This window comes from Streptomyces sp. NPDC005820, assembly GCF_040630255.1.
Taxonomy (GTDB): Bacteria; Actinomycetota; Actinomycetes; order Streptomycetales; family Streptomycetaceae; genus Streptomyces.
This window is the reverse complement of the sequence record NZ_JBEXXE010000056.1, coordinates 35755-49106: the sequence shown is the minus strand read 5'-3', so window position 1 is coordinate 49106 and position 13352 is coordinate 35755. Positions and strand designations below refer to the sequence as shown.

The following is a 13352-nucleotide window of genomic DNA, read 5'->3' as shown; positions in this document are numbered from 1 at the left end:
CCACGACAGCGACGCGGGCGGCACCGCCTCCGTCAGAGTCTGCGCAGTACCACGGTCGTGCCGGGCCGCACGCGCAGCTGGGCGTTGCCGCTCACCCCGGCCCCGGTGGCCAGGTTCACGGAGGCCCCGAAGCCCTTGGTGGTGAGGGTGTGGTCGCGGTCCGAGGTGGTGTTCATGGCGATCAGGTACGGGCCGTACGCGCACCGGTAGAAGGAGGCGCGTCCGGCGTACGGGCTCTCGGTGCCCACGGGGAGGTCGGGTGCGTCGGCGGGTGCCTTGGCCAGCGGCAGGACCTGGCCGGCGAACGCCTGGTGCAGGGTGTCGCCGGGCGGCGGGAAGCCGCCGTCGGGGATGTTCAGGTCGCCCACGCCGAACTCGGAGTTGACCCAGTCGCGCTCGGCGTGTGCACGGCCGTCGGGGATGTACTTGACGTCCTGCCACACGGTCGCCGAGTGCTCGATGCCGTCGGCGCCGATGAGGTGTACGCGGGCGAGGCGGTTGACGCCCCAGCGGGCCCGCCAGTACAGCGAGGCGTAGAGGATCTCGTCCCCGTGCTCGACGGCGACGAGGCCGTTCTCCTCGTCGCTGAAGACGAGGTCGGGCTGCCCCGGGGTCATGGGCAGCAGGGCCCCGCTGCCGGTGGCGCCGCTGATGTAGGCGTAGTCGCCGGCGGTGGAGAGCAGGTTCGTCGACCACACCTGACCGGCCCCGTCCCTTCGAATGCGGCTACCGCTTCCCGACGGTGTAGGTCAGGTGGGTCACCCGGGAAGATGCCTCCGCGCGGGTCTGGTCGAGGGCCAGGCGGACGGGGTCCACGCGGTCGAACAGGCGGATGCCGGTGCCGAACAGTACGGGCGCGACGGTAATCGAGAACTCGTCGATCAGGCCGCTGTCCAGGTACTCCTGGATCGTCTCCGCACCACCCGCGATGCGGACGTCGCGGTCGCCGGCGGCCTCGCGGGCCTGGTCCAGTGCGCTGGAGATGCCGTCGTTGACGAAGTGGAAGGTGGTGCCGCCCGGCCGCTCCCACGGGTCACGCTCGGTGTGGGTGACCACGAACACCGGGGTGTGAAACGGCGCCTCCTCCGGCCACGCCAGCTCGCCGGCGTCGAACATGCGCTTGCCCATGACGCTCGCGCCGGTGCGCTCGTATGTCGCCCGTACGATGTCGTTGTCGAGCCCCTCCTCGCCGCCCTCGCCGAGCTTGAGGTTCTCCCGGAACCACCGCTGCGGGAACACCCACGCCTGAAGCTCCGACCACTTCGCCATCCAGCGCCGGACCCTCGGGTCGTTCTGACCTTCGGGCGAGAAGACGTCCTCGACGGGCACGGCCTCCGGCGCCATGAAGCCGTCGAGCGACATCGTCACACTGAAGAACACCTTCCCGGCCATCAGCTCTTCGCCTCCTTCGGTGTGGCGTCGAGGGCGGTCCCGTTCCCGGTGAGTTCGGCGACGTAGGCCGCCAGGTTGCGCAGTGTCTGCTCGCCGCCCTCGATCGCGTGGTACTTCTCCACCGCCTCCTCACGGAGCTCCTTGGTGGGGAACACCGTGCGCATCACGATCCGGGTATCCTCCCCGGCCGGCTCGAAGGTCAGGACCGACTCGAAGGCGTTGGGGTCCTCGCGGGACTCGCCGTGCACCAGCGCGATCCGCTCCGGCGGGACGATCTCGGTCCAGGTGATCCACTCCTGGTAGTCGGTCCCGTCCGGCCCGTGCATCACGAAGTCCCAGACCCCGCCCGCGCGGAACTCGAAGGACCGCGTCGTGGTGGTGAACCCTTCCGGTCCCCACCATCGCGACAGGTGCCGGACCTGCGTGAACGCTGCGAACACCAGCTCCCGTGGGGCGCCGATGGCCCGGGAGATCATGATCTCGCGGTCCGCGGTCGTGGGGTCGGGCGCGCCGCCGCTACTGGTCGTCGTCATCGGTGGTTCCTCCTGCCGTGCCCTGTTTCAGATCTCGCACGTACTCGTCCAGTCGGTCGAAGGTCTCGTTCCAGAACCGTTCGAAGCCGCCCACCCACTCGTGGATCGGCCGGAGCCCGCGGGCGTCCAGGCCGTACAGCCGCTGCCTGCCCGCCCCGCGGACCTGCACCAGCCCGACCTCGCGGAGCACCCGCAGGTGCTTGGACGCCTGCGGCTGGGTCATCCCCAGGTCCCGCGCCAGTTCGGTCACGGGCCGTTCGCCGCCCCGCAGCAGTACCAGGATCTCCCGCCGCTGCGGCTCGGCGATCGCGTTGAACGTGTCCGAGGTCGTCGCCGCTCGTGCCATGGCGCCATCATATGCCTATATCGGCATGCGTCAACGTCCGTGTGACCACCGACCGGCTCGGGCCGATCCGGCTCGCAGGGCAGATCCCGAACCCGAGGGCGGGAGGGGCACACCGACCGGTGGACGAACCGGGACCCGGCCACCGGACCAAGAGGCCCTTGATGGCCGACGAGGCAGGGCCCCTTGCACCGCACCATCGCTACGGGTCGCGAGGGCCGGACCTGCCCGGCAATGGTGCGTCGACCTACGCCTGGCTCGAACGGAGGCCCACCGCCCGACGGAGCGCATCGCGGCACGCCCGGATGGCGGGGTGTCGGCTGCTGCCCTGCCGTACGACGGTGAAGATACGGCGTATGCGCCGGCCGCGGGGGAGTTGGCGCAGGGGGACGGTCGGGGGCAGTCCGCTCCAGACGAGCTCGGGGAGGAAGGCCGCGGCGTGTTGCTGCTCGACGAGGCGCTGGTGGAGCAGCAGGTCGGTGGTCTCGAACCGTACGTCGGGTTCGAAGCCGGCGTCGCGGCACAGGGTCATGGCCCAGTGCCGGGCGGCTGTGCCTTCGGGTTCCATCACCCAGGGGTGGCCGGCGAGGGAGCGCAGCGCCGCCGTCGGGCCTTCGGTGTCCCCTGCGCCGACCGACATCGGCAGGGCGAGGTGCAGGGGGTCGTCGAGTAGGTCCTCCTGTTCGAGTTCGGCGAGCCGCGGCTTGGGGTTGCCGGGATACTCCTCGGCGAGGACGAGGTCGAAGTCGCGGGCCTGCAGGGCGGGCAGGGCCTTCTCCGGTTCCATGTGCGTGACATGGACGCGCAGATGCGGATGCCGGTCGCGCAGCAGGCCGAGCGCGGCCGGGACGAGGGCCAGGGCGGCGGTCTGGAACGAGGTGATGCGCAGGGTGCCCGTCAGCTCGGTCAGGGAGGTGGCGATGTCGGCCTCCGCGCGTTCCAGGCGTTCGAGGATCGCCTCGGTGTGGGCGACGAGGATCTCGGCCTGCGCCGTCAGCCTCACCCGCCGCCCGACCGGTTCGAGGAGCGGTACGCCGACTTCGGCTTCCAGCTGGGAGAGCTGCTGGGAGACGGAGGAGGGGGCGTAGGAGAGGGCTGTGGCGACGGCCGCCAGGGTGCCGCGGTGCTTGAGCTCACGCAGCAGGCGCAGTCGGTGCAGATCGAACATCGCCGGATCACTTTCCTCGCCGTCCTGAACCGAGACTCCAATGATCGGTTTTTCCGATGAGTATAGGTCGAAAACATTCGCTGGACCGATCCCATGTATCCAGCGGACCCTGATCGTGTGTCCGACAACGCTTCCTCCTCCCGCCTGCTGCCGTGGTGCGCACGACCCGATGCCCGCGCCTGGCGATGTGAACCCGCGCCCTCCGATGTGCGGGCCTTCCACTCCTCGCTGCCCGACTACGCGCCCACCCCCCTGACCGAACTCCCTTCGCTCGCGGCGGAGTTCGGGGTCGGCCGGGTCTTCGTCAAGGACGAGTCGTGCCGTCTGGGGCTGCCCGCGTTCAAGGCGCTGGGTGCGTCCTGGGCGGTCCACCGCATCCTTGCCGAGCGCGCCGCGAGCGGCGCGGACCACAGCCCGATCACCCTGGTGACCGCCACCGACGGCAACCACGGCCGCGCGGTGGCCCGCATGGCACACCGTCTCGGCCAGGACGCCCACGTGTTCGTCCCCCAGGGGGTGCATCCGCAGGCGGTGGCGGCCATCGTCGCCGAACAGGCCGAGGTCACCGAGGTCCCGGGGTCGTACGACGAGGCCGTGCGCCTGGCGGCCGAGGCGGCCGCCACGCCGGACGCGGTCCTGGTCCAGGACACCGCATGGCCGGGGTACGAGCAGATTCCCGGATGGATCGTCGAGGGTTACTCCACGCTCTGCGCCGAGATCGACGAGCAACTGGCGACCGCAGGCGCCGTCGAAGGCGCCGAGCTCGTCGCCATACCGGTCGGCGTGGGGTCCTTGGCCCAGGCCGTGGTCACCCACTACCGCAGCCGCCCCTCGGGACAAGCCCCGGCGCTGCTGTCGGTGGAACCGGAGGCCGCGCCCTGCGTCCTGGAAAGCCTCACCCTCGACGAGCCCGTCAGTGTCACCACGAGCGAGACCGCCATGGCCGGGCTGAACTGCGGCACCCCGTCCAGCATCGCCTGGCCCCACCTGCGCGGCGGTCTGGACGCCGCCGTCGCCGTCACGGACGCCGACAGCGCCCGCGCGGCCACCGACCTCGCCGCTCTCGGTGTCTCCTCGGGCCCCTGCGGGGCGGCGACGCTCGCGGGTCTGCGTGCGGCGCTCACCGGAAACGGAGCCGACGAACGCCGTACGGCACTGGGACTCGGGCCGTCCTCGGCGGTCGTACTGCTGAGCACCGAGGGCACCGCGGCCAACCCGCACTCCACCACCGACCACCTAGCGAACGACCACTCACCACTGGCTACCGACCACTGACCACTCACCACTGACTACCGACCACTGACCACTGACTACCGACCACCGACGACTGACCACTTACTACCGACCACCTACCGAACGACCACCGATCACTTGACCACCGACCACACGACACCGGAAAGCCCTCTGCCTTGAGCCACCGTCCCTTCATGACCCCACCTCCGACCCGATCGAGCGGGTCGATCAGCAGGAGGCCGGCGGAATGCTGACCCACCTCGTGGCCGCGATCGGTGTCCTCGGCCTGCTGACCATCGTGCCCGGCCCGGACATGGCCGTGGTGACCCGACGTGCGCTCGTGGCCGGACGCGCCGCCGCGCTGCACACCATCGGCGGGATCGCGACGGGGCTCCTGCTCTGGGGAGCGCTGACGGTGGCCGGCCTCGCGGCCGTACTCGCCGCCTACACAGCCGTCAAGCTCCTCGGCGCCGGTTACCTGGTGTTCCTGGGCGCGCAGGCTCTGTGGCAGCACCGCCCCGCCGCATCCACCGTCTCGACGCAGGCCGCTCCTGCCGGGAGCCCGTGGCGGACGGGCCTGGTCAGCAACGTCCTCAACCCGAAGATCGCCGTCTCCTACACCGGGCTGCTGCCCACGGCCTGGGCCATGACGCTCCTCGTCCTGCTCCACACCACCCTCACCCTCGCCTGGCTGGGCGGCTATGTGCTCCTGCTGACCAAGGCCGGGCCGGTGCTCCAGAGGCCGCGGATCCACCGTGCGCTCGGCCGGACCACAGGGATCACGCTGATCGGCGTCGGCCTCGCGGTCGCCACCGCTTCCGGCTGAAGAGCAACCACCACCCACCCCTTCAAACACCTTTTCGGGAGACAGGTCATGACGAGCTCCACCCCCGACAAGATCACTGTCAACGGCGACCGCCTGTGGCAGTCCCTGATGGAACTCGCCGAGATCGGCGCGTACGACGACGAGCGCACCGGACTGCGCGGCGTCGACCGCCTCGCGCTCACCGACGCCGACGCGGCCGGCCGCCGCCAGGTCATCGCGTGGATGGAACAGGCCGGGCTCGCCGTCCGCATCGACCGCATGGGCAACATCTACGGCCGCCGCGAGGGCACCGACCCCACCGCGGCCCCCGTCCTGACCGGCTCGCACATCGACAGCGTCGCCACGGCCGGCGCCTTCGACGGCTGCCTCGGCGTCCTGGGAGGCATCGAGGCCGTACGGACCCTGAACGAGCGCGGCATCCGCACCCGCCGCCCCGTCGAGGTCGGCATCTTCACCGAGGAGGAGGGCGTCCGCTTCGGCACCGACATGCTCGGCAGCGCCGTGGCCGCCGGCCGGCTCACCCTGGAGTACGCCCACGCCCTGACCGACAGGGACGGCCTCACCCTCGGCGGCGAACTCGCCCGCACCGGCTTCGACGGCCCGGCGGACGTCCGTCTCGCTCCGCCCCACGCCTACGTCGAGTGCCACATCGAACAGGGCCCCGTCCTCGCCGAGCACGACCTCCCGGTCGGCGTGGTCACCGGCGTACAGGGAATCTCCTGGCAGGAGATCACCGTCCACGGCCGTGCCGCGCACGCCGGGACCACCCCCACCCACCTGCGGGCCGACGCGGGCCTCGCCGCCGCGCAGATCATCGTCCACCTGCGTGCGCTGGTCGACTCCGGTGACTACGGCGACCTGCGCGCCACCGTCGGTCATCTGATCGTCCACCCGGACCTGACCAACATCGTCCCGGCCCGTGCCGAACTGACCGTCGACCTCCGCAACCCCGACGACACGCAGATGGCGCGGGCAGAGGAGGCCCTGGCCGTGTTCCTGCGCGATCTGGAGGACAGTCAGCCGGGCCTGTCGCTGACCACACGGCGGCTGGCCAAGACCGCCTACGTCCCCTTCGACGAGGGCGTGCAGAAGGTCATCGCACAGGCCGCCGACGACCACGGCCTGGAGCACATGTCCCTGCTCTCCGGCGCCGGGCACGACGCCCAGGAGATCGCCGCGCTCTGCCCGACCGCCATGATCTTCGTACGCGGCGAGTACGACGGCATCAGCCACAACCCTCGTGAGTACTCCACCCCCGAGGCCTGCGCCCACGGCGTCGACGTCCTCGCCACCACCCTCCTGCGCCTGGCCGACCAGGACTAGCACCGTCCCCCCCGTGCCGTCCCCGCCACCCCGCCCCTGATCTCACGGGGCGGTGTCACACTTCGGAAGGCCCTCATGCTCCCCGAGACTGCCTCGACCCCAGCGGCCGCAGAGCCCCTGGACGCCGACCCCACCGCTCTGCTGGCCAGGCTGATCGCCATCGACTCCGTCAACCCGGACCTGGTTCCCGGCGGAGCCGGCGAGACCGTCATCGCCGACTTCTGCGGCCAATGGCTGGCCGCCCGCGGCTTCGAGGTCCACAGCCTGGAGAGGCGCCCCGGTCGGCCCTCGCTCGTCGCGATCGCCCGCGGCACCGGCGGAGGCCGCTCCCTCATGCTCAACGGCCACCTCGACACCGTCAGTCTCGCCGACTACGACGGCGACCCGCTCGACCCGCAGATCCGCGACGGCAGGATGTACGGCCGCGGCACCTTCGACATGAAGGGCGGCATCGCGGCCATGATGGTCGCCGCCGCCCGCGCCACCGCCCGCGGGCCCCTGCGCGGCGACGTCCTCCTCGCCTGCGTCGCCGACGAGGAGCACGGCAGCTCCGGCACCGAGGAGGTGCTGGAGTCCTTCACCGCCGACGCGGCGATCGTCACCGAGCCGAGCCACCTCGAAGTCACCCTCGCCCACAAGGGTTTCGTCTGGTTCGACGTGCGGATCGACGGCCGCGCCGCCCACGGCTCGCGGCCCGACCTCGGTATCGACGCCATCGCCAAGGCCGGCCACTTCCTGGTCGCCCTGGAGAAGCTGGGCCGACGCCTCGCGCAGGGCCCGGCACACCCACTCCTGGGCACCGGAACCGTGCACGCCTCCGTCATCCACGGCGGCGAGGAAGCCTCCACCTACCCCGCGCACTGCCGCGTCACCCTGGAGCGCCGCACCGTCCCCGGCGAGAGCCCCGACAGCGTCGAACGCGAACTGACCGCCGTACTCGACCACCTCACCGCCACGGTCCCCGACTTCCACTACGACCTGACCCGTGGCCTGCACCGCGAGCCCTTCGAGGCCGACCCCGAGGCACCCGTCGTCCGCACGCTCACCCACCACGCCGAGCAGGCCCTCGGCCACCCACCCGTGGTGCGCGCCGAGCCGTTCTGGACCGACTGCGCCCTCCTGGACCGCGCCGGCATCCCCTGTCTGCTCTTCGGCGTCGACGGCGAAGGCGCGCACGCGGACACCGAATACGTCGACCTCGCCTCCCTGGACCGCCTCACCGACATCCTCACCGCCACCCTCACCGACTTCTGTTCCTGAAGCCCGCGGCCGGACCCGGAGGGACCCGGGCCCGGTACGAAACGAAAGGTGCACCACCATGACCGCCTGACCGCCTGACCGCCTGCTACGCCGGAGCGGGCGTCGTCGTCTTGTTCATCAGGCGGGCCCTGGGCGAACTGCGGCTGGGCCTGGGCCGGTCCCGGTGATCCCGCCGGCGCCGCTTGCGCGGCAGAAGAATCCGGCCACCGGAGGCTCAAGGGGCGACATGAGGGCGCACAGGGCACACGTCAAGGGGGAAGCTACGAAGGGGCCCTCTCGCCGCGGTGGCCGGCGACCACGGTGATGACGGCCCGGCGTCAGTCCGAGGTCTGCACCGGGCTCGCCGTGACCTTCCGCAGCAGCGGCCTGCTGCCGGCGATCGCGGCCAGCATGGCGAGCGCTCCGAGGGCCACGCAGATCACCAGTTCCAGGGCGCCGGTGGTGTTGATCGTGGTGCCGGCCGCCTTGTTGAGCTGCATGGCGCCGAAGACGCCCATCGCGGTGGTGCCGCCGGCCAGGACGGCCAAGGGGATGACGGTCTCGCGGGTCCGGGCCCGGTCCAGTACCTCCAGCGGGGTGCCGGCCAGCCTCAGAAGGCCGTAGACCCGGCGCCGGTCGAGGACGTTCGCGGCGGCCGTGAGACCGGCGGAGGCGGCGGCGACCAGGAAGCTCAGCACCAGGGTGGCGGTGCTGACGGTGGCGACACGGTCGGTGATCGTGTCGTCCGACGACGACACGTAGTCCTGTGTGACGGGGTATCTGCCCGACCCGAGGGGCGTCAGGGCGGTGACGGCGGCGTCGAGGCGTTCCCGGCCGCCGGAGACACTGGCCGTGATGCCGGGGACACCGCCGAGCAGGCTGTCGTAGTCGTCCTCGCTCGTCACGGCGACGGTCGCCGTGACGCCGGCCCGGTGCAGTGCCGTGCGGGCCGCGATGACGGCGTGCCGCGCCTCGGCGGCGTTCGCGGTGATCACCGCCACCTGGCCCTGGTGCGTGGCGCTCTCGGCGCCCAGAGTGCTGACGGAGAAGAACCCGGCCACGAATCCGGCGAGGACCAGGCCGCTGACGGTACGCCAGGCCCCGCGCGGGTCGTCGCTGAGCCGGCGCGCGGCCAGCAGGGTGGCCGGGCGTGTGGCGCGGCGGCCCACGATCCGGCCCAGCCGGTCCACGACCCAGGGGCCGAACAGCCAGAACGCGCCGTAGAAGAGGGCCAGCAGGGCGAGCAGTTGCCGGGTCTTGAGCTGACCGCCGTCGCCCGTGCTCATCCAGATGTAGAGGAGGACGGCGACGAACAGCACCATGCGGATCGCGCGGGTGCGGCGCGGGTCGGCCTGCTGGGCGACGCCGAGGGGCGAGGTGGCCACCTGGCGCAGCATCGTCACCGCGCTGACGGTGATCAACGCCGTCACGGCCGGCACCACGGCCGCGAGCCACGGCAGCCCCACCCACAGCTGACCGGGGTACCAGCCACCGACGCCGTACGGCACCTGCGCGAGCGCCGGGAGCAGCGCGAGGTAGGCGAGCGCGCCCGCCAAGGCCCCTGCCGCGCCGACTCCCGCGGCCTCCACGGCGGTCATGGCGAGGATCTGCCGCGGGGTCGCCCCGGCCAGCCGCAGTGCGGCGAGCCGCTGTTCCCGCCGGGCCGCGCCGAGCCGTCCGGCGGCCGAGGCGAGCACGACGACCGGCATGATCAGCAGCACCACGCCGAGCAGCACGGTCCCCTGGTCGTTGCCCGTGAACAGGCTCTTCTTGCTGCCGGAGAACCCGGAGACCGATGCGCGCCGCGTCACCCCGTCGTCGTAGAAGTTCTGCTCACCCGCCGACGTGGAGACGGCCGCGTCGCCGGGCGCCCGTCCGACGACGGCGACCAGTTCGTCCGGGGAGGCGAGACCGGCGGCGCCGATCGTGCCGTACGACGTCACCTTCGGGAAGCGGTCGGCGAGTTGGCCCGCGGGGAGCCGGTGCAGCAGCTCGGCCAGGGCGGGGGAGACGTATACCTCGCCCTGCTTCGGGAAGGCGCTCAGGCCGGGCGGCGCGGGGGTCCGGCTGCGGCCGGGGAGCTGGGCCAGGTTCACGACCGTGACGGGCTCTCGGCGCGCGTACGTCGTCGTCGTGACCTGGACCGCGGTCGCCCGCTTCGCCGGTACGGCGTCGGGGGTGCGCCAGGTGGTGTGGTCGGCTCGGGCGCCGGCGCCGAGGGAGAAGGCGATCATGATCAGCAGGAGGAACGAGCCGACGGCGGCGGCGCCGGCCGCGAGCAGCTGGGAGTGCAGGCCGCGACGGCCGGACGATCTGGCGAGGTGCCAGGTCAGGGGCAGAACGGGGGAACTCATGGCGGTGGTTGCTCCTGCGGATCAGGCGACGGTGAACTGGCTGTGGCCGCTGATCCGGCCGTCACGGACGTGCAGGACCCGGTCGCAATGGGCGGCGACGTCGGGGTCGTGCGTGACCATCACCAGGGCGGCGCCGGTGTTCCGGGTGGCGGAGGTCAGCAGTTGGATCACCTCCGTGCTGGTGCGCTGGTCCAGGGCGCCGGTGGGCTCGTCGGCGAAGACCACGTCCGGCTCGACGGCCAGTGCGCGGGCGATCGCGACGCGCTGGGCCTGGCCGCCGGAGAGCTGGCCGGGGCGGCGCTGTTCCAGGCCTTCGAGGCCCAGCGGCGCGAACCAGTGCCGCGCACGGGTGACGGCCTCCTTGCGCGGGACGCCCTCCAGCATCAGCGGCAGGGCCACGTTCTCCTCGGCCGGCAGCTCCGGCAGCAGCTGCCCGGACTGGAAGACGAACCCGAAGCGCTTGCGGCGCAGGGCGCTGAGCCGGTTCTCGCCGAGCCGGTCGATACGTTCGCCGCGCAGCAGCACCTGGCCGTCGTCGGGGCGGATGATCCCGGCGAGGGTGTGCAGCAGGGTGGACTTGCCGGAGCCGGACGGCCCCATGATCGCCAGCGAGTCGCGCTCGCCGACCTCGACGTCCACCCCGGCCAGGGCGGTGGTGGGGCCGTACTTCTTGACGAGGCCGTACCCGGCCAGAACGGTGCTCATGATGTGGTCGTGGCCCTTCTCAGCGTTGAGGATGCGGCTCCACCCTCGCCCGCACACCCAGGGGCGCACCTCGGCCGAACGGCCGGGATCGAAGGACCGGGCCCACCGGACTCCTCGGCCATCCGGCCGATCCATCCGCCCCAGAGCCGGCCCGCGTTGACCGTCATGACGTCTGTCCCCGCCCGGCGCACGGCCCCGTGGCCCGCCGTGGCTGGCGTACTACGACGAGGCGCGGCACCACGGCGGCACAGCCCCTGCGCTGTGGGACCTGGCCATCCATGCCGGCCAACACCCGGGCCGGGCCGCGGAACGTTCACCAGGACGGTCTCCGGGCACGGCGACGGCGGCGCATCACGACTGCCTTGCTGGTAGGACGAGATCGTGTCCGACCTGCCACCTCGTGGGGCAGCTCAGGCGGCGCCCACGGTCTCGGTCTCCTCCGGCGTCGCCGCCGTTTCCGCCTCCTGGTGCTCCCCGGTTTGCTTGCGGCCAGGCAGGACGCCGATGACGATCACGGTCCCCGCGGCCATGATGATGCCGCCGATCAGACTGGTGTGGGCGATGGCGTGGGCGAAGGATTCCTGGACCGCCCCGACCAGGGCCTGGGCCTGCTGCGCCCCGGTGCCCGGGGTCCTCGCGACCTGTTCGGCGACGGCGAGGCCGCCGCCGACCGAGTCCGTGGCGGTGTCCATCGCGGCGGCCGGCAGGTGGCCGCCGACCAGGTCGGTCAGCTTGTCCTTGTAGGACGTGGCGAGCAGCGAGCCGAGGATGGCGATACCGAGGGAGCAGCCGAGCTCCAGCGCGGTGTCGTTGGCGCCGCCGCCGACGCCCAGCTCCGACTCGGGGAAGGAGCCCATGATGGTGTCGGTGGCCGGCGACAGGCTCAGGCCGATCGCGAAGCCGAGCGTCAGCAGCGACGGCAGGAAGTCGGTGTACGTCGAGCCGGAGCCGACCCGGGTGAGCAGGAAGACGCCGGTGGTGCCGAGCACCATGCCGATGCTCACGACCACCTTCACGCCCAGCTTCGGCGCCAGCTTCGCGGTCGCTGCGGCGCCGACGAAGACGGCACCGGCCAGCGGCAGCAGTCGTACGCCGGTCTCCAACGCGTCGTAGCCGAGGACGAACTGCAGGAACTGGGTGGAGTAGTAGATCGAGCCGAAGGTGCCGAAGAAGAAGAACAGCACCGCGAGCATCGAGCCGCTGAAGGGACGCTCGGCGAACTTGCGGACGTCCAGCATCGGGTTCGGGTGGTGCAACTCCCAGGCCATGAAGGCCACCAGGCCCACGCCGGCGACGACAGCCGCGGTGATCGGGCCGACGCCCCAGCCGAAGTGCGGGCCCTCGATGGTCGCGTAGACCAGGGAGCCGACCGAGAGGATCGACAGCAGACCGCCGATGTAGTCGATACGGCCCATGCCCTCGGCCTTGGACGGCGGGACCAGCAGCAGGGCGCCGACGACGCCGAGGACGGCGATGGGGACGTTCATCAGGAACGTCGAGCCCCAGGCGTGGTCCTCCAGCAACCAGCCCGCGGCCAGCGGACCGGCGGCGATGGCGAGACCGGAGGTGGCGGACCAGGCGGTGATCGCCTTGGCGCGCTCCGCCCTCGGGAACATCGCCACCAGGAGGGAGAGCGTGGCCGGCATGACGACGGCGGCGCCGACACCCATGATCGCGCGGGCCGCGACGACCAGGTCGGTCTGGTCGACGAGGCCGCCCATGACCGATCCGCCGGCGAAGATCACGAGGCCCAGGATCAGGGCCCCGCGGCGGCTGTACTTGTCGCCGATCGAGCCCAGCACCAGCATCAGCGCGGCGTAGGGGACGGTGTAGCCGTCGATGACCCACTGCAGGTCGCTGCTGGAGAGGTCCAGGGCCTTCGTCATGTCGGGCGCGGCCACGATCAGCGACGTGTTCGCCATGACGACGATCAGCAGGCTCAGGCACAGCACGAGCAGTGCCCACCAGCGGCGTGGATAGGGCCCCGTCATCTTCTCGACGGGTGTCTTCGCAATGAGCGGCATCGAAAGTTCCTCGGTAGGAGGCGGAAGCGCAGGCTTCGAGGTGCGCGGATCGGTGTGAGCCGTACGGGCGTGGCGGTGGGGCCCTCCACCACGTACTTAGTTGCACACCGATGTGCAGGCTAATTTATTGCCCGCTGGTGTGCAACTATCGAGAGGTCTCCCACCGTCGACCGGCGGTCCACGGCCATTTCGACGGGCGGGCCGCGCTCGTG

Annotated in this window: 12 protein-coding genes; 4 read left to right on the top strand and 8 right to left on the bottom strand. The window is 71.7% G+C overall.

What is annotated here, in order from left to right:
* Positions 1-32: 32 nt before the first annotated feature.
* From ABZ464_RS44640 to ABZ464_RS44620, 5 genes are all read right to left on the bottom strand, one after another.
* Entirely contained in the window at positions 33-698 is a 666-nt protein-coding gene (locus ABZ464_RS44640; RefSeq protein WP_359287664.1) for a hypothetical protein, read from the bottom strand.
* Between the two features lie 28 nt (positions 699-726).
* The gene (locus ABZ464_RS44635) at positions 727-1392 is read right to left on the bottom strand and encodes a dihydrofolate reductase family protein (protein WP_359287663.1); all 666 of its coding nucleotides are present in this window, start codon (positions 1390-1392) and stop codon (positions 727-729) included.
* Positions 1392-1925 carry an SRPBCC family protein gene (locus tag ABZ464_RS44630; protein WP_359287662.1) on the bottom strand — a complete coding sequence of 178 codons (534 nt, stop codon included), beginning with the start codon at positions 1923-1925 and terminating at the stop codon, positions 1392-1394. Before ABZ464_RS44630 ends, ABZ464_RS44635 begins: the two co-directional genes overlap by 1 nt.
* Complete coding sequence (locus ABZ464_RS44625; protein WP_359287661.1) at positions 1909-2271, bottom strand: metalloregulator ArsR/SmtB family transcription factor; 363 nt, start codon at positions 2269-2271, stop codon at positions 1909-1911. The genes ABZ464_RS44630 and ABZ464_RS44625 overlap by 17 nt, the downstream gene beginning before the upstream one ends.
* A gap of 244 nt (positions 2272-2515) precedes the next feature.
* Complete coding sequence (locus ABZ464_RS44620; RefSeq protein ID WP_359287660.1) at positions 2516-3436, bottom strand: LysR family transcriptional regulator; 921 nt, start codon at positions 3434-3436, stop codon at positions 2516-2518.
* Positions 3437-3553: 117 nt separating this feature from the next.
* Between ABZ464_RS44620 and ABZ464_RS44615 the strand changes: the two genes are divergently transcribed.
* The 4 genes from ABZ464_RS44615 to ABZ464_RS44600 all read left to right on the top strand — a co-directional run bounded on the left by ABZ464_RS44615 (position 3554) and on the right by ABZ464_RS44600 (position 8078).
* Complete coding sequence (locus ABZ464_RS44615; RefSeq protein ID WP_359287659.1) at positions 3554-4711, top strand: diaminopropionate ammonia-lyase; 1158 nt, start codon at positions 3554-3556, stop codon at positions 4709-4711.
* 205 nt (positions 4712-4916) lie between these two features.
* Positions 4917-5495: a LysE family translocator gene (locus ABZ464_RS44610; protein ID WP_359287658.1), complete on the top strand. Its 579-nt coding sequence runs from the start codon at positions 4917-4919 to the stop codon at positions 5493-5495.
* Between the two features lie 48 nt (positions 5496-5543).
* Positions 5544-6818, top strand: a complete 1275-nt coding sequence (locus ABZ464_RS44605; RefSeq protein ID WP_359287657.1) for a M20 family metallo-hydrolase — start codon at positions 5544-5546, stop codon at positions 6816-6818.
* Between the two features lie 75 nt (positions 6819-6893).
* Complete coding sequence (locus tag ABZ464_RS44600) at positions 6894-8078, top strand: ArgE/DapE family deacylase (RefSeq protein ID WP_359287656.1); 1185 nt, start codon at positions 6894-6896, stop codon at positions 8076-8078.
* 317 nt (positions 8079-8395) lie between these two features.
* Here ABZ464_RS44600 and ABZ464_RS44595 read toward each other — a convergent pair whose 3' ends face one another.
* The 3 genes from ABZ464_RS44595 to ABZ464_RS44585 all read right to left on the bottom strand — a co-directional run bounded on the left by ABZ464_RS44595 (position 8396) and on the right by ABZ464_RS44585 (position 13140).
* Positions 8396-10411, bottom strand: a complete 2016-nt coding sequence (locus ABZ464_RS44595; protein WP_359287655.1) for an FtsX-like permease family protein — start codon at positions 10409-10411, stop codon at positions 8396-8398.
* 21 nt (positions 10412-10432) lie between these two features.
* A complete protein-coding gene (locus ABZ464_RS44590) occupies positions 10433-11116 on the bottom strand; it encodes an ABC transporter ATP-binding protein (RefSeq protein WP_359287654.1) in 684 nt (227 codons plus the stop codon).
* Between the two features lie 410 nt (positions 11117-11526).
* The gene (locus ABZ464_RS44585; protein WP_359287653.1) at positions 11527-13140 is read right to left on the bottom strand and encodes an MFS transporter; all 1614 of its coding nucleotides are present in this window, start codon (positions 13138-13140) and stop codon (positions 11527-11529) included.
* Positions 13141-13352: the final 212 nt, after the last annotated feature.